The organism is Amycolatopsis sp. FBCC-B4732, from assembly GCF_023008405.1.
In the GTDB taxonomy this organism is placed as follows: domain Bacteria; phylum Actinomycetota; class Actinomycetes; order Mycobacteriales; family Pseudonocardiaceae; genus Amycolatopsis; species Amycolatopsis pretoriensis_A.
The window spans coordinates 2324563-2343870 of the sequence record NZ_CP095376.1 but is presented as its reverse complement, the minus strand read 5'-3'; the positions used below and the strand labels follow the sequence as shown (position 1 = coordinate 2343870).

18 protein-coding genes are annotated in these 19308 nt (G+C 73.3%); 7 read left to right on the top strand and 11 right to left on the bottom strand.

Annotation, left to right across the window (positions count from 1 at the left end):
• Nucleotides 1-46: 46 nt before the first annotated feature.
• Together MUY14_RS10065 and MUY14_RS10060 are read left to right on the top strand one after the other, a co-directional pair.
• Nucleotides 47-1114, top strand: a complete 1068-nt coding sequence (locus tag MUY14_RS10065) for an FtsX-like permease family protein (RefSeq protein ID WP_247022685.1) — start codon at nucleotides 47-49, stop codon at nucleotides 1112-1114.
• On the top strand, nucleotides 1111-1794 hold the full coding sequence (locus MUY14_RS10060; RefSeq protein WP_247022684.1) for an ABC transporter ATP-binding protein: 684 nt from the start codon (nucleotides 1111-1113) through the stop codon (nucleotides 1792-1794). Before MUY14_RS10065 ends, MUY14_RS10060 begins: the two co-directional genes overlap by 4 nt.
• Nucleotides 1795-1806: 12 nt before the next feature.
• Here the strand turns inward: MUY14_RS10060 and MUY14_RS10055 are convergent, their stop codons facing one another.
• The 6 genes from MUY14_RS10055 to MUY14_RS10030 form a co-directional block, all read right to left on the bottom strand.
• On the bottom strand, nucleotides 1807-3267 hold the full coding sequence (locus MUY14_RS10055; protein WP_247022683.1) for a BTAD domain-containing putative transcriptional regulator: 1461 nt from the start codon (nucleotides 3265-3267) through the stop codon (nucleotides 1807-1809).
• Nucleotides 3264-4418, bottom strand: a complete 1155-nt coding sequence (locus MUY14_RS10050) for a sensor histidine kinase (protein ID WP_247022682.1) — start codon at nucleotides 4416-4418, stop codon at nucleotides 3264-3266. The genes MUY14_RS10055 and MUY14_RS10050 overlap by 4 nt, the downstream gene beginning before the upstream one ends.
• 33 nt (nucleotides 4419-4451) lie before the next feature.
• On the bottom strand, nucleotides 4452-5102 hold the full coding sequence (locus MUY14_RS10045) for a cutinase family protein (RefSeq protein ID WP_247022681.1): 651 nt from the start codon (nucleotides 5100-5102) through the stop codon (nucleotides 4452-4454).
• Nucleotides 5103-5194: 92 nt separating this feature from the next.
• Nucleotides 5195-5851 carry a response regulator transcription factor gene (locus MUY14_RS10040; RefSeq protein ID WP_247022680.1) on the bottom strand — a complete coding sequence of 219 codons (657 nt, stop codon included), beginning with the start codon at nucleotides 5849-5851 and terminating at the stop codon, nucleotides 5195-5197.
• A 17-nt stretch (nucleotides 5852-5868) separates the two neighbouring features.
• The gene (locus MUY14_RS10035; RefSeq protein WP_247022679.1) at nucleotides 5869-7515 is read right to left on the bottom strand and encodes a right-handed parallel beta-helix repeat-containing protein; all 1647 of its coding nucleotides are present in this window, start codon (nucleotides 7513-7515) and stop codon (nucleotides 5869-5871) included.
• On the bottom strand, nucleotides 7515-8249 hold the full coding sequence (locus tag MUY14_RS10030) for a LuxR C-terminal-related transcriptional regulator (protein ID WP_247022678.1): 735 nt from the start codon (nucleotides 8247-8249) through the stop codon (nucleotides 7515-7517). The genes MUY14_RS10035 and MUY14_RS10030 overlap by 1 nt, the downstream gene beginning before the upstream one ends.
• A gap of 33 nt (nucleotides 8250-8282) precedes the next feature.
• Between MUY14_RS10030 and MUY14_RS10025 the strand changes: the two genes are divergently transcribed.
• A complete protein-coding gene (locus MUY14_RS10025) occupies nucleotides 8283-8948 on the top strand; it encodes a response regulator transcription factor (RefSeq protein WP_247022677.1) in 666 nt (221 codons plus the stop codon).
• On the top strand, nucleotides 8945-10195 hold the full coding sequence (locus MUY14_RS10020) for a sensor histidine kinase KdpD (protein WP_247022676.1): 1251 nt from the start codon (nucleotides 8945-8947) through the stop codon (nucleotides 10193-10195). The genes MUY14_RS10025 and MUY14_RS10020 overlap by 4 nt, the downstream gene beginning before the upstream one ends.
• Here the strand turns inward: MUY14_RS10020 and MUY14_RS10015 are convergent.
• Genes MUY14_RS10015 through MUY14_RS09995 form a run of 5 tightly spaced genes read right to left on the bottom strand, consistent with a single transcriptional unit; the run spans nucleotide 10192 to nucleotide 16524 of the window.
• Nucleotides 10192-10623 carry a hypothetical protein gene (locus MUY14_RS10015; RefSeq protein ID WP_247022675.1) on the bottom strand — a complete coding sequence of 144 codons (432 nt, stop codon included), beginning with the start codon at nucleotides 10621-10623 and terminating at the stop codon, nucleotides 10192-10194. The genes MUY14_RS10020 and MUY14_RS10015 overlap by 4 nt on opposite strands.
• The gene (locus tag MUY14_RS10010; protein ID WP_247022674.1) at nucleotides 10623-11069 is read right to left on the bottom strand and encodes a hypothetical protein; all 447 of its coding nucleotides are present in this window, start codon (nucleotides 11067-11069) and stop codon (nucleotides 10623-10625) included. The genes MUY14_RS10015 and MUY14_RS10010 overlap by 1 nt, the downstream gene beginning before the upstream one ends.
• Complete coding sequence (locus MUY14_RS10005) at nucleotides 11053-15819, bottom strand: hypothetical protein (protein ID WP_247022673.1); 4767 nt, start codon at nucleotides 15817-15819, stop codon at nucleotides 11053-11055. Before MUY14_RS10005 ends, MUY14_RS10010 begins: the two co-directional genes overlap by 17 nt.
• A gap of 13 nt (nucleotides 15820-15832) precedes the next feature.
• Nucleotides 15833-16159, bottom strand: a complete 327-nt coding sequence (locus tag MUY14_RS10000; protein WP_247022672.1) for a hypothetical protein — start codon at nucleotides 16157-16159, stop codon at nucleotides 15833-15835.
• Nucleotides 16156-16524, bottom strand: a complete 369-nt coding sequence (locus MUY14_RS09995) for a YbaB/EbfC family nucleoid-associated protein (RefSeq protein WP_247022670.1) — start codon at nucleotides 16522-16524, stop codon at nucleotides 16156-16158. The genes MUY14_RS10000 and MUY14_RS09995 overlap by 4 nt, the downstream gene beginning before the upstream one ends.
• A gap of 119 nt (nucleotides 16525-16643) precedes the next feature.
• Between MUY14_RS09995 and MUY14_RS09990 the strand changes: the two genes are divergently transcribed.
• From MUY14_RS09990 to mycP, 3 genes are read left to right on the top strand one after another with little or no spacing between them, the layout of a single operon-like run.
• Nucleotides 16644-16988 carry a hypothetical protein gene (locus MUY14_RS09990; protein WP_247022668.1) on the top strand — a complete coding sequence of 115 codons (345 nt, stop codon included), beginning with the start codon at nucleotides 16644-16646 and terminating at the stop codon, nucleotides 16986-16988.
• Complete coding sequence (locus MUY14_RS09985; RefSeq protein WP_247022666.1) at nucleotides 16973-17863, top strand: DUF6177 family protein; 891 nt, start codon at nucleotides 16973-16975, stop codon at nucleotides 17861-17863. The genes MUY14_RS09990 and MUY14_RS09985 overlap by 16 nt, the downstream gene beginning before the upstream one ends.
• Before the next feature lie 53 nt (nucleotides 17864-17916).
• Nucleotides 17917-19194, top strand: coding sequence for a type VII secretion-associated serine protease mycosin (mycP, locus tag MUY14_RS09980; protein ID WP_247022664.1), 1278 nt, complete (start codon nucleotides 17917-17919; stop codon nucleotides 19192-19194).
• Nucleotides 19195-19308: the final 114 nt, after the last annotated feature.

Genomic DNA, 19308 nt, shown 5'->3' with positions numbered 1-19308 from the left:
CTGTGGGGATGTACCCGCCCCCCTCCCGAAAGGACAGACCGACGCCGTGTTCGTCGCCTGGAGAGACCTGAAGTTCGCCAAGGGGCGCTTCGCCCTGATGGGCACCGTCATCGTGCTGATCACCCTGCTGGTCGGCCTGCTGTCCGGACTGACCGCCGGGCTCGGCAGGCAGAACGTCTCCGCCATCACCGGCCTGCCCGCCGACCGGATCGCCTTCGGCGGCGGCCAGGACCCGTCGTACGCCGACTCCACCGTCACCGAGGCGCAGTGGCGTCAGTGGGCCGCCGCACCGGGGATCACCGGCGCCGAACCGCTGGGCATCACCACCACCAAGGCCACCGCCGGTGCCCGGAGCAGCGGGGTCTCCGCCTTCGGCGTCCGGCCCGGCTCCGGGCTCGCCCCGGACGGCGGCGCGCTCACCGGGCACACCGTGGTCCTGTCCGTCGCGGCCGCCGCCGACCTGGGCACCGGGCCCGGTGCCCGGATCACGCTGGCCGGACGGCAGCTGACGGTGGCCGCGGTGGCCGGCGACGCCTCGTTCAGCCACACCCCCGTCGTCTGGACCACCCTCGACGTCTGGCGGGCGATCGCCCCGCCGACCGGCGGCGACGCCACGGTGATCGCCCTGACCACCACGTCCGGCGCCGACCTCGCGGCCACCGACCACGCCGCCGGCACCCGGACGGTCCCCCGGGACGACTCGCTGTCCGCGATCGGCTCCTACCGGTCCGAAAACGGTTCCCTGCAACTGATGCGCGGCTTCCTGTTCGTCATCTCCGCCTTGGTCATCGGTGCCTTCTTCACCGTCTGGACCATCCAGCGCAGCGGCGACGTCGCCATCCTCAAAGCCCTGGGCGCCACCACGGCCGGGCTGCTCAAGGACGCACTCGGCCAAGCCGTCGTCCTGCTCGCCGGCGGCACCCTCGCCGGCACCGGCCTGGCCGTCGCCGCCGGTGCCGCGCTGGCCGGTTCCGCGATCCCCTTCGTCCTGACCCCCGCCACCGTGCTCGTCCCGGCCGCCGTGCTGGTCCTGCTCGGCGGGCTGGGTGCCGCGCTCGCCATCCGCCGGGTCACCGCCGTCGACCCGCTGACCGCCCTGGGAAGTGCCCGATGAGCCTCACCCTGACCGGAGTCACCCTCACCTATCCCGACGGCGACACCCGCCTGACCGCACTCGACGACGTCAGCCTGGCCGTCCCGCGGGGCAGCCTGACCGCGGTGGTCGGGCCGTCCGGCTCCGGCAAGTCGAGCCTGCTGGCCGTCGCGGCGACGCTCATCACGCCCGACTCGGGCGAGGTCACCGTCGACGGCACCACGACCGCCGGACTGAGCCGCGGCGAACGCACGGACCTGCGCCGACACAAGATCGGCATCGTCTTCCAGCAGCCCAACCTGCTACCCGCCCTGACCGCCGCCGAACAGCTCCAGGTGATGGCCCGCATCGACGGGCGTTCGGCGGCCAAAGCTCGCACGCGCGCGCTGGACCTGCTCGACGCCGTCGGCCTCGCCGCCCAGGCGGGACGCCGGCCGCACCAGCTCTCGGGCGGTCAGCGCCAGCGCGTGAACATCGCCCGCGCCCTGATGAACGAGCCGACGGTCCTGTTGATCGACGAGCCCACCAGCGCCCTCGACCACGACCGCGGCGCCGCCGTCATCGACCTGGTCACCCGCCTCACCCACCAGCGAGCCACCGCGACTGTCCTCGTCACCCACGACCGCGCCCACCTCACGGCGGCGGACCGGATCACCGAAGTGCGCGACGGCCGCCTGCGGGTTTCGGCACCGGCCGGCTGAACCCGACGACGCTCATGCGAACCCGAGAGACCGATCGTCACCCTCAAGCACCGCGGTCCGGGTCCGGTTCAGCTCCGCGCCCGGCTCCACCGCGAAATCGCGCCGCAACCGGTCGTGGACCCGCTGGTACACCGCGAGCGCGTCGGTCCGCAGACCGCGGGCGTAAAGCGCGCGCATCAGCAGAGCCGCGATCGGCTCGCGGTGCGGGTGCGCCGCGAGCTCCGTGGACAGCTCCTCCGCGGCCGACGCGTAACGGCCCAGGCGCAGCTGCGAGTCCGCCTTCCGCTGGGCCAGGGAAAGGCGGTACTCGCGCAGGCGCAGCCGCTCGCCTTCGGCGAAGGGGCCCGGCAAACCCGCCAGGGGCTCGCCCTGGAAGAGGCCGATGGCGTCGGCGCACCGCTCGGCCGCCGTGGTCAGGTCTCCGGTGTCCGCCGCCGCCTTCGCTTCGCGGTCGAGTTCGCGCAGCCGTGTGAGATCCGTCCAGACGCCGTTGCTCGCGAACAAGTACCCCGCGCGGCCGCGGCGGATCACCGACTCCTTGCTCGTCTCCTTCGCCGCGCGGAGACACGCGCGCAGCCGCAGCACGTACGTCGGGAGCACGCCGGTGCCGGTGCCCGGGGGTTCGAGGCCCCAGACGTCGTCGAGGAGGCCGGTATCGGTGACCACGACGTCCGGGCGCAGCAGCAGCGCGGCCAGCAGCGCCTGCTGCCGGACCGGGCCGAGGTCGAGGGCGGCCGTGCCGCGCCACGCCCGCAACGGGCCCAGCACCGAAAACCGCAGCTGCGCCACCGAAGGCCGCGGCGCGGGGGCCGGGACGACGGCGGGGGGCCGGGCGGCCGTCACGATGCCGTGGTCGAACGCGTACACGACGGCCGCGGCCCGGTCGCGCAGGCCGAGATCCTTCAGCAGGCGGGCGAACCGCGTCTTCACCGCCGCTTCGGGGATGCCGAGCGACGTGGCGATCTCGGCGTCGGTGCCGCCGCGGCCGACCGCGCGCAGCACCTCGAGCTGCTCCGGGGTCAGCGCGCCCGGCCGCGGCTCCGGCTGCCCCGCCGAGTGCCGGAAAGTGGTCAGCACGCGGGCGGTGACGGCGACGTCGAGCCACGCGTCTCCCGCGGCCACCGCGCGGACCGCCCGGATCAGGTCCTCGGCGGGCGAGTCCTTCAGGACGTACCCGACCGCGCCCGCGCGCAGCACGCCCGCGAGCAGTTCGTCGTCGTCGAACGTGGTCAGGGCCAGCACCGGCGGCCGCGGGCCGGTCTCGCGCAGCCGACGGGTCGCTTCGATCCCGTCGACGTGCTTCATCCGCAGGTCCATCACGACGACGTCGGCTTCGGCCGCGGCGAGCGCCGCGGGCACCTCGGCACCGTCGCCGCACTCGCCGGCGATGGTGAAGCCGTCGCGCTGGCGCAGGATCCGGCGCAACCCGGACCGGACCAGCTCCTGATCGTCGACCAGCAGGACCCGGATCACGACGCAGCCCCGGTCGTCGTCGGGGGGACGGCGAGGTCGACGAGCCAGTCGCCGCCGTCGGGCCCGGCGCGCAGGCGGGCGCCGATCTGTTCGGCCCGCGCCGCCATCCCGGTCAGCCCGGAGCCGTCCGTGGCGAACTCGGCCGGCCGGTCGGGCAGGGTGTTGCGGACGCTCAGGCGGACCTCGTTCCGGCCGACGTGCAGCCGGATCCGGGCGGTGCTGCGCGGCGCGTGCTTGGCGATGTTCGCGAGCGATTCCTGGGTGATGCGGTAGAGCGTGAGCCCGGCCAGGTCGGTCACGTCGGCGGCGTCGCCTTCCTGCTCGAAGTGGATGTCCAGGCCGGCCCCGCGGGTGTGGGCGACCAGCCCGGCGATGTCACCGGCGCCCGGCAGCGTGTGCCGTTCGGCCGGGGCGTGCGAGAGCAGCCGGACCGTGCGGCGGATGTCGGACATCGCCGCCCGGCCCACCCGCTCGGCCTCGGTGAGCCCCTCGATCGCTTCGTCGACGTCCCGGTCCTGCTGCAGCGCGCGGCGGGCACCGGTCAGGTGCAGCAGCGTGATGCTGAGCGAGTGCGCCACGACGTCGTGCACCTCGCGCGCGATGCGCTGGCGTTCGGTGAGGATCGTGTGCTCGCGTTCGGCGTCCCGGCCGGCGCGCTCGGCGGCCAGCGCGCGGACGTACCAGCGGAGCATGAAGCCGCCGGAGTGCCCGAGCAGCACCGCGGCCAGGTACACCGCCGCCCCGGTCAGCCCGGGCCCGGCCGCCGCCAGGACGAGCACCGCGAGGTCGAGGCCCAGGAACAGGAACGCGACCGCGGGCCGGGCGATCGAGGCCACCTCGGCGGCCAGCACCACGAGCACGATCGGGGCGAAGTCCGGCAGGCGGGGTTCGGTCAGCAGGATCGTCACCGCGCCGGCCACCGTGACGCACTTGGTCCACACCGGGAGGATGCGGCCGGTGGCCAGCCAGACCAGGCTCGTCGCCACGACGAGCAAGGCGACCAGGACGAGCACGAGCGGCGGCAGTACCCCCGCCCGCTGCGCGATGGCGGTGGCGGCCAGCAACGCCGTGAAAGCGTTGGTGCAGACCGCCACCCACCACGGCAACGCGATCCGGGACTGGGCGAGGCTCGCTTCCAGCCGATCGCGCATCTTCACAGCCTCACCCTAGGGCCCGTCTCGCGATCAGGGGTAGTAAACGCCGTTGTACCACTGGCCGCCGGCGTCGTCGGAATAGACGTCGACGTTGAAGTTGTAGTTGCCGTGCTTGCCTTCCCAGAGGTAACCGGGCAGGCCCGAAGCCGCGTCGATGTCGCAGATGACGTCATCGGTGCACAACGTCAACGTGGGGATGTTCCCGAAGAAGTCGTCCACCCCGGCGAGCGGGAAACCGGCGATGGGCGCGATCAGCGGGTGGCCCGCCGCCCCGGCGTTGCCCGGTCCCGGCGCCCGCTTCGGGTCCGCGATGAGCACGGCGTTCACGTTGTCGAAGGTCTGCCAGTTTTCGGTCACCCACGTGTGCACCACCGCGGCGCCGAGCGAGAACCCGACCGCCTTGACGTGCTGGCCCCCGCACGCGTTGCGCTGGTCGCGGATCAGCCGGTTCAGCTCGTTGACGCCCTGGCGGGCGTTGTAGCCGATCGGCTGGGCCGGGTACCCGACGCGCTGGCTGATGTTGCCCTGCCAATAGGGGGCGTTGGAATCGTTGTCCCCCGTCCCGCCGACCACGATCGTGTAAGTGCCGTCGCACGACGCGGCCCGCGCCGCGGGTGGGGAAAGCAGGCCCAGCCCGGCCGACGCGAGAATGCCCGTCAGCAGCATCGAAATCTTTTTCACAGCAACCCCCTTGAACTGTCGCGGCCCGGTTGACCTCGACGCGGGGAATGCTGCCAAGCGATCATGAAATTTCGATGAAACCGCGCACTCGTTCACCCGGTCATGCGATAACCGACGCCGCGCACGGTGTGGATCAGCACCGGGTCGCGCAGCTTGCGCCGCAGGCGGCCGATCACCACCTCCAGCACGTTCGACCCCGGGTCGGCCGCCTCGTCCCAGGCGTACGCCAGCAACGCAGTGCGCGAAACCGGGCGGCCGGCGGCGGTCATCAGCCGTTCGAGGACGAGGTATTCCTTGCGGGTCACCGTGAGCAGCACGCCGGCGCGGGTCACCTGGTGCTTGCCGTTGTCCAGCTCGACGTCGGCGCAGCGCAGCACGTCCGGCCGCGTGGTCAGGTCGCGGCGGCACAGCCGGCGCACCCGCGCCACCAGTTCCGGCATCGCGAACGGCTTGACGAGGTAGTCGTCGCCGAAGCGCAGGCCGTCGATCCGGTCGGCGACGCTGTCGCGGGCGGTCAGGAACAGCACCGGCATCGGCCAGTCCTCGCGGCGCCGCCCGCTCACGTACCGCAGCGCGTCGCCCGAGGGCAGCATCCGGTCGAACACCGCGCAGTCGTACGGGTTCACGAACAGCGCCTCGTCGGCGGCCGGCAGGTCGGCCACGGTGTCGACCGCGAACCCGGCGGCGCGGAGGGCGGCGTCGAGCGCCACCCGCAGATTTTCGTCGTCTTCGGTCACCAGCACCCGCACCCCAGCACGTTAGCGCGTTAGCGCGTGGCGGCTGCCACGACGTCGTCGGCGAGCAGCTCGCGCAGTTCGCCCACGTCCGGGATCCGGCCCAGCTGCCGCAACCGCTGCGACTGCGCCTTGCGCATGCCTTCGAACAGCCGCCGTGCGTCCCGCGCGTTGCCGAAGTTCGGCTCGGCGGCGGCGCGCGTGAAGAACTCCGTCAGCACCGGGCGCGCGGCCGGGTCCAGCGCGTAGTCCCCCGCCGACACCATCCGGCCGACGATGCCGAGCAGCTCGCCGGGGGTGTAGTCGGCGAACTCGATCGTCTTGCCGAAGCGGGACGCGAGCCCGGGGTTGGCCGACATGAACTCCGCCATTTCGGCGGTGTAGCCGGCGACGATCACCGCCACGTCGTCGCGGCGGTCCTCCATCAGCTTGACGAGCATGTCGATGGCTTCCTGGCCGAAGTCGCCGCCCGCCGACGCCGCCCGCGACAGCATGTAGGCCTCGTCGATGAACAGCACGCCGCCCAGCGACTCCTCGACCACGACCGCGGTCTTTTCCGCGGTGTGCCCGATGTACTGGCCGACGAGGTCCCGGCGCGACACCTCGCGGAACCGGCCGCGCGGCAGCACACCCAGTGCCTTCAACAGCTTCCCGTAGATCCGCGCGACCGTCGTCTTGCCGGTACCGGGCGCGCCGGCGAACACCAGGTGGTGGCCGGTCGCGCCGACCGGCAGCCCGGCCCGGCGGCGCCACTCGTTGACCTGCAGCTCGTCGACGAGCGCCCGCACTTCGGCCTTGACGCCCGGTAGGCCGACCATCGCGTCCAGCTCGGCCAGCAGGTCGTCCAGTTCCTGGCTGCCGAGACCGCCGGGCGCCGCCGGGTCGCTTGCCGCGACGACGGTGGTCGTCGCGCCCGGTGCCACCACGATGCCCGGTTCGGCGGTGTTCTCCACCCGGCAGCCGGCCACGCGGCCCCCGCAGCCGGTGGCGAACGCGATCCCGGCGCCCCGCGTGTCGCGGACCGTGCAGCCGGCCAGCTCGGGTGCGCCGTGGTGCGCCACCGCGATGCCCTCCTGGCCGGTGCGGCTGATCTCGCAGCGTTCGACGACCGGCCGCGCGTACTGGTAGACGTACAGCCCGCGCAGCCCGCACCCGGTCACCGCGCAGTTGCGGATCACCGGGTCGGCGCCCATCGCGACGATGACACCGTCGCCGGTGACGTCCTGGACCGTGGTGTCGGCGAGCGTGCCGGACCCGCCTTCGACGACGATCCCCTGCTCCCCGCCCGCGACGGCGCACCCGGTCACCTCGAACTCCGCGGTCCCCCGGATCCGGATGGCCGGGCCGCGGCCGCCGGCCAAGACGCACTGCCGGACGGTGAGCGCGACGTCGTCGGCGGAGATCACGCCCGCGGCCCCGGCGCGCACCTCGATCCCGCGCAGCGCAAGGGATCCGCCGTGGACGGCGAAGACCGGCTGGTCGGCGCCACCGCCGTCGACGACCACCGCCGCGCCGGCCGCGGCTTCGATCGTCACGCGCCGGCCGGCCAGTTCGAAGACCTCGTGGTAGGTGCCCGCGGCGACGGTGATCACGGCGTCGTCGCCGGCGTCGGCCAGCGCGTCGCCGATCGTCGCGTACGCGCCGGGCCGCGCCGCGACCGCCAGGGTGCGGCCGGTCATCAGCCCGCCTCGGCCAGCAGCCAGCCGCGGTCGACGGCCTTGGCGCCGGCCTGGAAGCGGCTGCGCGCGCCGAGGCGGTTCATGATGTCGGCGACCATCCGCCCGACCGTGCGGACCGAGATGCCCAGCTGGACCGCGGCCGACTCGTCGGTGCTGCCGGAGCAGAGCAGCACCAGCAGGTCCTGTTCGCGCGCGGTCAGCATTTCGTCGTCGCCCGGCTCGGGCAGGTCCGACGGCCCGAGCGGCACCGCGGTCCGCCAGGCCCGCTCGAACAGCCCGGCCGTCGCGGTGACCATCCCCGGCAAGCGAAACGCGGCGATCGCGGGGCCCGGCCGCTCGGCGAGCAGCACGACGGACTTGCGGTCCAGCACCAGCGCGTCCATCGGCACTTCCGTGTCGGTGCGCACCTGCGCTCCGGCGAGCGCGAGCGCCCGCGCGGTGCCCGAAAGCCGTGCCGAGTCGGGGAACAGCGCCCGGCAGGGCACCCCCGCGCGCAGGTTCGCGTGGGCGATCCGGCGGAACTCGCCGACGGACGCCGGACTAGTGTCGGCACTCATGATCAGGACCTCGCTGACCGCCGTGTCCGGCAGCGCGTCCGGTCCGGTCCCCTCGACGAGACTGAGCCCGCTTCCCTGGTTCATCGCGCCATCCCCTCGTTTCGCCGCGGCCGGTTCATGCCAGATCCCGCGGATCCGCTGGTCTCCGCTCGCCGACGCGTTAACGTGCTCGAGCATGTGGCCACTCTCCCCCGGGCACCTGAGGTTTCGATGACAACCGTCCTGGTCGTCGAAGACGACGAAAACCTGCGGGTCGCGGTGGCCGCGCGGCTCGGCGCGGCGGGCCTCGAGGTCGAGGTCGCGGGCGATCTGGCGGGCGCCGACCAGGCCCTGCGCGCGGGCCGGCACGGCTGCGTCGTGTTCGACCGGATGCTGCCCGACGGCGACGCGATCGGGTACGTCCACGCGAGGCGCGTCGAAGGCTGGCGCACGCCGGTGCTGTTCCTGACCGCGCGAGACGCCCTCGCCGACCGGGTCGCGGGCTTCGAGCACGGCGGAGACGACTACCTGGTCAAGCCGTTCGCGGTGGCGGAGCTGACCGAGCGCGTGCTGAACCTCTGCCGTCGCGCCTCGCTGGACCGGCCGTCGGTGCTGCGGCACGACGACCTGGTGATGGACTGCGCGCGCCGCGAAGTGCGCCGGGCCGGCGTGCTGCTGACGTTGTCGAACAAGGAGTACGCGGTGCTGGAGTACCTGATGGTGCGCGGCGGGGACCCGGTGGAGCGGGCCGAGCTGCTGGAGCACTGCTGGGACAGCACGACCGACCCGATGTCGAACGTGGTCGACGTGACGGTCCGGCGGCTGCGCCGCAAGCTGCGGGAACCGGAGCTGATCCACGCCGTCCGCGGTCTTGGTTACCGGCTGGGCGACCGGTGAACCGCTCGTCGGCCGACCGCTTGCGCCGGCTGCGCTGGGCGTTGACGGCGTTGTTCACCGCGGTCAACGCCATCGGGCTGGTCGCGTTCGCGTGGTTCATGATCGGCGAGGACGCCGACAAGGGCACCGAGCGGATCGACGCCGAGCTCCTGCGCGTCACGTCGTCGGTCAGCAGGCTCGTCGGCTACGACGCCGCGATCGACCTCTCGCTGGTCAACACCGACGTGCTGAACGAGCAGTGCCCGCAGTTCGCGATCCTGCCGGGCGGCGCGGCCGGGTTCCAGGCGCACCTGTCCCGGCGCACGTGCGTGCCGGTCGACGCCGGCGTGCTCGACGGGCTGGCCACCGAGGCGGTCCGCGGCGGCACGGTCGTGACGGGCTACCAGCGCGGCACCGGCGGCGAGCTGGTCCAGGTCCGGGCGGAGCCGCTGCTGAGCCGCACGGGCAAGCCGTTCGCGGCGGTGGTCGCGGTCGCAGACACGGCGGCGGCGTCGGCCGAGCACACCCGGTTCGTCCTGCTGGTGGTCGGCGGCTGCGCGCTGCTGGTCACGGCGCTCGGCTTCGCGGGCCACGTGCTGTCCGGCCGCTCGATCCGCCCGGCGGCGTCGGCGTTGCAGCAACAGGAGGTCCTCCTCGCCGAAACCGCGCACGACCTGCGCACCCCGGTGGCGGCGCTGCGCGCACTGGCCGAGACGGCGATGCTCGACCCGGCCCAGCGCACGGACCTGCTCCCCCGCACGGTCCGCCTGGCGGCGCGGATGGGCGGCATCATCGACGACCTCCTGGTCCGCGCCCGCCTCGCGGCCGGCGTCGAGCAGCTGAGCATCCAGCCGGTGTGGCTCGACCAGCTCGTGGCGGGCGTGGTCGAGGACACGGAGCCCGACGGCGCCCAGGTCACGGTGACAACGGCCCCGACGAAGGTCAACGCCGACCCGGCCCTGGTCCAGCGAGCGGTGGGGAACCTGCTCAACAACGCATTGAGGTACGGCCGCCAGCCGGGCGCCCCGGCGATCGTCCACGTGATGGTCGCGGGCGGCACGGTAACGGTGGCGGACCACGGTCCGGGGATCGACACGACGGTGACCGAGGACGCGTTCGACCGGTTCGCTAGCACGGGCGGGTCGTCGGGGCTGGGGTTGTCGATCGTCCGGTGGGTGGCTGAGGCGCACGGGGGGACGTTGTCGGTTTACAACGCCGATGAGGGTGGAGCGATCTTCGAGCTGCGCTTCCCGGTGATCGCGGTCTAGCCGGCCAGTCGGTGCTGGAGCCAGCCCGGAACGTTCTCGCGCGGGTACCTTTCGGCCTCTTCGGCGAAGTGCTCGCGGGGCGGGACGTGGTCCCAGTCCGGCTCGCCGTCCCAGTCGTACTCCGCTTCGTAACGGCCAGGGTGCACCAGGTGGTAGCGCAGCGACGTCCAGGCACCCTCGCCCGGCCGCGCCATGTCGTCCCTGAGCCCGGCGAAGAACTCGGCGGCCCCCGGCGGTGGCGTCCACTCGAGACCGCCACCGAGCACGGTGATGATCGACGCACGCAGCTCGACGTACCCGCCGACCGACCGGAAGGTGAGGAAGAGCTGGTCCCAGTCGGCGGGCACCGAGTGGATCATCCACGTGGTGAAGTCCGTGAGCAGTTCGTGGGCCTGCGCCGTGGTCAGCGGCATCCGGGGCATGGGCATCAGTTCCGCTCCTCACCGTGCGCCGACGCGAGCTTTTCCCGCAGCCAGCCCGGAATGTGCTCCGGCTCGCGCGGGAACATCTTGAGGTCCTCCGCGTAGTCCGCGGCCGACATCGGCGGGGTCAGCCGGGGCTCGTGGTCGTAGTTGTAGTTGTAGAAGATCGCAGCCGGCGGGTTCAGCGAGACCCGCGCGGAGAACCACGCACCGCGGCCGGGCCGGTAGGTCAGCGTGCGCAGCTTCGCGAGGACGACGTTCAGCTCGCGCGGCGGCCGGATCTCCGGGCGCGACCCGTCGGCCATGATCACGGTCAGGCCGAGGTCCTGCACCGGCACGGTCATCGAGCTGACGAGGTCGATGCGCCGCCAGCCCGTCTCGGGTACCAGGTCCAGCAGCGCGATCCCGAGTTGCTGGACGAGGTCCTCGTGGCTCTCACCGCCGGAAGTCACGGGGCCAGAGTGGGGTGTTGTGGTCACCGGGGAAACTCCTGACATTGACGGTGATTCGGCCTTGCTCGTCCACGCCGTAGGAACGGTAGTGGCGGGTGTGGGGGTCGTCGACGCCCGGGTCCCGCGCCGGCATGACGTCTTCGTGCGCCACCCGGTCGAGGTGCTCGTCCCGGTCGCGTTCCATCTGGTACCAGCTGTCGTCGACGTCGTAGGTGGCTTCGACGTCCTTCGCGCCCGCGTTGCTGTTGTCGATGCGCCCCTCGGTGGACATGTTGATCGACTCGCCGCCCTTGCCTGCCGAAGTGCTGCCGTGGTGACCGCCGTCGTCGATGTTCCGGTTGTCGGGCGCCTTGCCTCCCAGAGCGCCCATTTCCGATTGCGCCGTGGTGTCGCGCCGGATCTGGCTGGCTCCGGCGGCGTCGGGCGGCCCCGAGGTCGCCACCGTGTTGCCGCGCGAGTCGGTGCGGTGCACGTCGCCTTCGGTGATCCGGGTGCTGCCGTCGGGGTTGCGCACCTCGAGGCCGTGGTCGACTCGCACGGTGGCGCTGGGCGGTGGGTAGTTCAGGTCGGCGTTGGTCGGCTGGAAGGTGTGGACGTGGGTGACCGCGCCGTCCGGTCCGGTCTGGACGGTCGAGTACGGGTACCCCTTCTGGTCGACGAGGTGGATCCGGGTACCGGGCGGCAGGTCCGTGCGGCCGGCCAGCGGCGTGCCCTGGGTGACCGGCTCGGTGACGGCCTTCACCTGCCGCTCGCTCCAGCCGTCCGGGGTCCCCTCGAGGAACCCGCCGCCCTTCTTTTGGTGGGAGAAGACGACTTCCCGATCGGGCTGGGGCCACGTGCCCTGGACCGTCTTGGCCTTGCCCGTGCCGTAGAACCCGTCCTGGGTGACCTTCGCGTCTTCCGGGGCGTGGGTGATCTCGGGGTTGGTCCGCGCCCGCTGCCCGGTCGTCGTGTCGACGTGGGTGATCTTGCCGTCGGCGTCGGTGTGGAAGGAGCCGCGGAACTGGCCGTGGTCGTCGGTCACCCGGTGCTCGCGCTCGCCGGCCAGTGTCGAGTTGCCCTCCGCGTCGACGTGGTTCTGCCGGTTGAAAGCGTCGTTCTGCCGGAGGTTCCCGGTGTGCACGACGGCCTCCCCCGAGGCGGGCGGCTGCCGCCAGGTGGCCGCGGACTCGGGCCTGCCGTCCGTCCCGACGCGGAACTCCTGGTGGTTCGGCCCGCGGTCGACCCGGTAGTTGCCGTTCGGCACCCGGTGCTCGAGGTCCGGGTTGGGCCGGCCGGGCGTGCCCTCGTGGGTGTCGACCCACCTGACCTGGCCGGCACCGTCGGTCTGGAAGCTGCCGCGCGGGTTCCCTTCGGTATCCGTGACGTGGTAGCGGGTGTTCGGCTCGAGGTTCCCCTGCCGGCCGAACGGCTGGTCCGCCCGCGGAGCCCGCGGGTCGTGCGCACCGACATCGGTGTGGCGGGCCGGTTCCGGCGGGGTTTCGACGTGGTCCACCCGCGTGACGTCCCGGGTCCCGTGCACGGTCTTGACGTCGTTGTGCGTCACCGTCCGGACGGCCCCGTCGGGACCGGTCGGGTAGATGTCGTACCGGCGCCCGACCTGAACCCGGTAGTCGGCGTCCGGCACCGGGTGAGCGACTTCCGGGTTCCGGCCGTGCAGTGTGTTCGGGGCGTGTGCGTCCACATGGGACACGTTGCCGCTGTGGTCGGTGTACACGCGGGTGCGGACGGTGCCGTCGGGGTCGAGGACGTTGTAGCGCGTGTCCGGCTTCAGTTCCGTGGTGCGGTCGAAGAAGTTCTCGTCCGACCCGAGGCGGACGTCCTCACCCGGCGGCGTGAAGTTCTCGGGCTCCTCCCAGCGACCGTCGACCTGGTGCTGCGGGTTGAGGTCGTCACCGTCGCCGCGGTGGCGCGCGCTGTCCGCGTCGACGTCGTGGTGGGTGTCCGGGGCGAAGCCGTCGCTCGCGGGGTGGGTGGTGCCGTCGGGGTGGTGGGTGTTCCATTCGCCGTCGGGTGGGATGCGGGGGTGCATCCGGCCGTCGGGGCCGATCTCGAAGTCGGAGGAGAAGACGCGGCCGTGGGAGTCGGTCCAGGCGGCTTTCGTCGGGGCCAGTACTTCGGTGTCGAGTTCGCGCGCGAGACCGTGGGCGAAGGCGTTGGAGCTCGCGCCGCAGCCGATCAGGCGGATCGGGCCGCCGTCGTAGTCGGCGTTGCGGCGGAGGATCTCCGCGAATTCTCTGGGGGTGTAGTGGTGGTCGCCGATGCGGGCGCGGCCGTCCGGGGTGATGTGGACGTCGACGGTGTGGCGGCCGTGCGGGTCGGGTGGGACGCGGTGGGGCAGGTCGCCCAGGTCGGGGTCACCGGCGTGGTAGGAGCTGCCCGACGGCGTGCTTTCCGCGTGGCGGGCGTTGACCTCGTCGGGGGTTGGCGGGTCGTCGGGGTGGGGGCTGTGGCCGGCGTCCGGATCCGGTGGGTCGTCGGGGTGGGGGCCGTGGCCTGCGTCCGGATCCGGTGGCTCGTGGTGGGGACCGTGACCCGCGTCCGGGTCTGGTGGACCGTCGTGGTGCGGACCGTGACCCGCGTCCGGGTCCGGTGGCTCGTGGTGGGCGCCGTGGCCGGTGTCCGGGTGCGGGGTGCGGCCGGCGGTCGGGTTGATTGCGCTGTCGATGTCGGCGGGTGGGTGTGGCGCGCCGGCCGGGGTGGGTTCCGGGGTGGGTTTTGCCTCGGCTGGTGGGGCGATGCGGTCGACCTTCAGCGTCTCGGGGTCGACGTGCGCGATGGCGTTTTCGCCCGGCTTCGGTGGCAGGCCCGGGTCGTCGGGCTTCGGTTCCGGTGCAGGCTCGGGTGGCTTTTCCTCGTGGGTCTTCGGCTTGTGGTCCTTGGGTGGGTGCAACGGGGTCAGCTTGCTGGTCGGGAGCAAGTCGTGGCCCGCGATCATGTCGATGCCCGTGTGCAGGACACCGATCCCCCGGAGGAAGGCGAACGCCACCTTCTGCGTCGGCGTCTTCGGCTCGGGGGAACTGGCGCCCGCCCAGCGTTCCTGTTCCAGGAAGTGGTCGCGGTCCACTCCGGCCGTTGAGTGCGCTTCCCGCTCCGGGGCCAGCGAACCCGTCAGGTGGGCCTGTTGGGTACGCGGGTCCAGCTCCGCCTTCGCGTCGCGCCACGACGTCGGCTCGTGTCGTGCCGCTTCCCGGCCCATCGCCTCCCCGACGGACCCCGGCTGTGCGGGGTGCTCGGCCGCCCGCTCCGATGGCGCCCCCTCCGCCGGCCGCTCGGGAGACACGTGTTCGGCGGGCCGCTCCACCGCCCGCTCCGAAGGCCCGTGCTCGATCGGCCGTTCCGCCGACGCACCCTCAATGGCCCGCTCCGAGGGCCCGTGCTCGACAGGCCGCCCCGCCGACGCACCCTCAATGGCGCGCTCCGACGGCCCGTGCTCGACCGGCCGCTCCGAAAGCGTGTGGTCAGCAGGCCGCTCCGAAGGTGCGTCCTCCTCCGGCGCACGCTCCCGTTCCGCAGGCCGCTCCGGTGGGTGCTCGGCCGCCGTCCGGTTCTGTGGCCTGCTCGGTACGTTCTCCGGCGGCGGTCCCCCACCCGGTGGATCCTCCGGCGGCCGCTCCGTCGTCCCGCCCTCTCGCCGCACGGCCGGTTCGCCGGCATCGGGCGCGGGGCGCCCCAGCCCCACCCGCGAGAGCGCACCCTCCACCCCCGGGATCTTGCGGACGACCTTCCCCGCCACCTCCGTCGCCGTCGGGATCTTCGTGATCGCCGAGCCCGTCGTCTCCAGCACGCGCCCCGCCGCCGCGACCGCGCCCACCCGGCTGCCCGCCGCCGCTGCGCCCGCGCCCCGCATCGCCGCGCCCGCGCCCTTGGTGCCCAGCACCGAACTCACGATGTTGAACGTCGCCTTGCCGCCGGCGCGGGCCGGGTCGTCGCTCCAGTCGTCCCACGCGACCAGGGACTTGCCCGCGTCGACCAGGGTGCGGCCCATCTCACCGCGCTCGAAGCCCGGGAGGCCGTACGTCTGGTCCAAAGAGGACAGTCCAGGAACGGCATATGTCGCCGCGGCCAAGGCGAACTTGCCCAAGCCGCCCCAGGCCTGACCGGCGGTCGACCACGACCAGTGGCCGTCCGCGTAGCCGGCCAGGGCGCCGAAGCCCAGGACCATCTCCTTGGCGCCCTCGCCGATGCCGACGAAGAACTCGCCGACGTTTCCCCAGAAGCCGTGGGGCTTCTTCGGTTTCTTCGGTTCCGGGGGCTTGCCGAACTTGTCGGCCAGGTCCTTCTGGATCTTCGCGACCTGGCCGGCCACGTTGATCGCGAACACCAGCCGCGCCGCCGTGCTGGTGCACTGCGCGAACAGGTCTTCGTTCAGCGCGATGTACCCCCTGATCAGGAACTTCGCGCTGCTGACCTTGTTCGAGAAGTCCTGGCTCAGCGCCGCCAGGGCGTCCATCGCGGTGGCGAGGTCGGCGATGCCCGATTCGCCGCCACCGCCGCCGTGGTTCAGCGAATGGACGGAGTAGTACAGCTCGAACCCGGCCGCGTCGGTCCAGACCTGCCGCACGTCGGCCGCGGCCTGGTCGGAGTTCTGGACGGCGTCGCGCAGCGCCTTCGCCGCGTCCGTCCACGCCTGGGCGAGGTTGTGGGCGTCGGTTTCGCTGTCCGGCGGCCACAGCGAGTCCTTCGCCAGTCCGCCGTGCGCGACAGCCCAGCGCCACAGCTCGCCGTCCGGTTCGAGGAGGTCCGTCATCGCCGGGCGCGGGTCACCGGGGGAACTCGGCGGCGGCCGCGTGGTCCGCGGCTTCGTATACCTGTACCGCCTGGTCCCCGTTGCCGGCGAGGGTCTGGTACGCGCCGGTCAGCTGGGCCATCGCGTCGGAAATCGTCTGCTTCGGTCCGTTGTAGACGGTCGTGAACGCCTGACCCAGCGGGCCGCCGCCCAGCCGGCCGGGGTTCTCGATCCGGTCGCGGCACCCCGGCCACGCCGCGTCCAGCGCCGTGCCCGCGCCGCGCAGCCGGGCCAGCCGGGCGGTCGTCTCGCCGGGGTCCATGTCGATGCGGCCGTCGTGGTCGTGGTCGATGCCCGTCATCGCGCGCTCCGGCGGTCGAGCTCGTGCAGCAGCGGGTCGAACCGCAGGTCGGTCGTCGCGGGGGTGGCGTCCGGGGGCAGCAGGCTCGCGACGATCGCGAGCCCCTCCTCCTCGGCGCGTTCGACGGCCCGGTGCACGGTGCCGGCGATGTCCCGCGCCAAGGCCGCCGCGTCCGTGGTGCGGTAGATGCGCGGGTCCAGTGTGAGTTCGAGCAGTTCGCCCGCACCGCCGACGGTCACGCCGATCAGCCCGTCGTCGGACTCGGCGGTGGCCCGGATCTCGGCCATGCGCTGCTGCGTCGACCTGATGTCGCCGGCCAGGCGCGCGTGATCGGCGCGCAGGTCGAACGGGAACGAGGAATCCACGGCCACCTCCGGGGGACGTCTCCGGCCCAGTCTCACGCCGCCGACGACGCCGGATGGCCGCGTGACCTGTTCTTGCCACGGTGGTGTTCCGCGCCCCGGCGCACCCGACGATGACGGGCATGACCTTCGACGTCGTCGCGCTGTGCCGGCGGGAACCGGGTCCCGAAGCCGTCGTCGCGGCGCTGCTGACGGCGGGCGATGGGTCCTTTGTGGACTTCGACGCGGACCGGCAGCTGATCGGCGTCCGGCACCCCGGCGGCCGGCACCTGCTGAAGGTCGAGAGCGCCCGGCTGGTCCGGGTACCGGGCGAGGTGGGCCGGCTGCTCGGCGTCGACGTGCCGTCCCCGGTCTGGTGGGTGGAAGGCCGCGCGCCGGACGACGACGTCGAGGCCGAAGCGGTCGCCCGGACCTTCGCCGAGGCACTGGCCGTCGCGACCGGGGGCCGGTCGTGGTCGAGCCGGTGACCCTCGTCGTCGAGCAGCACCGCGACGTCGTGCCCGCCACGACCTGGCTGGTCGACGCGGCCAAAGCGGCCACGCGCGACGGGCGGTCGCTCCAGCTGCGCACGCCCGCCCCCAGCCGCCTCACCTTCCCGCTGGAGCTGCTGCTCCGGGACGCCCGCGCAGACTGGGTGGCGGGTGATCGCGACGGCTTCCGGGGATTTCCCTTGACATGGAACGGAAGCCGGTTCGTCCGGGACGGCGACGTCATCGCGGAGGCGCCCGTCCCCGGGTCCGGTGACCTCGAGGTACGCGTCCTCACGTGCCGGCCGCCCCGGATCGGTGCGAGCACCGAGACCGCGATGCGGGTGCTGTCCGGCAGCCCGCCCCTCGGCTGGGGCGTGGCCGAGCCGGTCACCGAGCCGTGGTCCGCCGGCGACCTCACCGAGCACGTCCGAAAGCGCTTTCCTCGGCCGGTGTCCGTGGTCGTCGTCGGGCACGGCATCACCGGGCGGCTCCGGCTGTCGCAAGTGGACGGTTTGGTCGTCGAAGACGTCGAGCTGAGCGGCCCGGCGGCCGGAACGGTCGCGAGAGCCGCGATCGAGGCACTGGCCGCGGAATCCGCCCGGACGGCCCGGATGGTGGTCGTCGGCGCGCACCCCGGACGACGGGAGGGGCTGCGCTCCCCCGGTGTGGCGACCGCCCTGCCCTACGGTGTCCTCTTCGGACCCGAGCTGGTGGCCGGCCGCGGGGTCGCCCACGCCCACCGCGCACCGGCCGCGCGCGTGAAGCTCCTCGGTTCCGGCGAGCACACCGCCGCCTGGTACCGGTTCGACGGCGACCCGGCCCCGCCGTTCGAGCAGTTCGCCGAGGTCCTGCACCACTTCGGTGGCCGCTGAACGGGTGTCCGGTTGTCGCCACGACGGCCCGGCGCCGAGGCGCCCGGCGGACGATGGCGCACGTGAACCGACGAAGTCACCTCGCCGCTGTGCTGGCCGCGGTCGCGCTGCCCCTGTTCGTCGCACCACCCGCGCACGCGGCGCCGCCCGCCGGTGCCTGCCACGACACGGAACCCGCGCACCCCGCCGTGCCGGCGCAGCCGTGGGCCCAGCAAGCGCTTTCCGCGGAACGGGCCTGGCCGCACAGCCGCGGCGCGGGCGTGCTCGTCGCCGTCGTCGACTCGGGCGTCGACGCCGATCAACCGCAGCTGAGCCGGCCGGGAAAAGTGCTGCCAGGACGCGACTTCTACCTCGCCGGAGCGCTGCCGGGCGCGTTCGACTGCGTCTCCCACGGCACCGGGGTGGCCGGCATCATCAGCGCGGACCCGGTGCCCGGCATCGGGTTCCACGGCGTGGCGCCGGACGCGGCGATCCTGCCGGTGCGGATCAGCGACCGGGACGTCGGCGACCAGGGCGAGTCGCTGCGGATCGACCCGCAGGTGGTCGCGAACGGCATCCGCTACGCCGCCGACCAGGGCGCGAAGGTGCTCAATCTGTCGCTGGCCGGCCACGACGACTTCCCGGTGATCCGCGACGCGGTCGCCTACGCCGTGGCGCGGGACGTGCTGGTCGTGGCCGCGGCGGGCAACGCGCAGAAGGACCCGAGCGGCGAGCTGCCGTCCTACCCGGCCGCCTACGCCGGGGTGCTCGGGGTCGGGGCCGTCGACATCGACGGTGCCCGGCTGTCCGGCTCGCAGATCGGCCCGTACGTGGACATCGTCGCGCCCGGCGCCAAGGTGCTGACCACGACCCGCGCGGGCGGGCACGCCTACGTGGACGGCACGAGTTTCGCCGCGCCGTTCGTCTCCGGGACCGCGGCGCTGGTGCGCTCGGCGTGGCCGCAGCTCAGTGCGGCCGAGGTGGCGCAGCGGCTGGAGGCGACCGCGAGCCCGGCCCGCGGTGGCCGCGGCAGCCACGCCTTCGGCGCCGGGCTGGTCGACCCGTACCGCGCCGTGACCGACGGGCTGGACCCCGCGAAACCCGCACTGCTGCCCGCTTTCGTGCCCCAGCCACCCGATCGGGCGCGGCTCGACCAGGCGGCGCGGGAGCAGGAGACGGCCGCCACCGCGAAGGGGCTGGCGATCGCCGTCGCCGGTGCCCTGGTGCTGGCTGGGCTGCTCGCGTGGATCCTGCCCCTCGGACGGCGACGGCGCTGGCGGGCGGGCTGGGCCGCACCGGTACCCGCCGAACGCGCGTCCGCCGAACCGCCGGAACAGGTCTTCCTCGTCTGAAGGACCGGGCACGCCGGAAGCCGGGAAGCGGAGGTCGAGCAGCAGCCGCTCGCCGGGCGGGCCGAGTCGAGCTGGCCGCAGCTGGCCGGCGCGCCGCGCGCGTGGTCCAGCGGG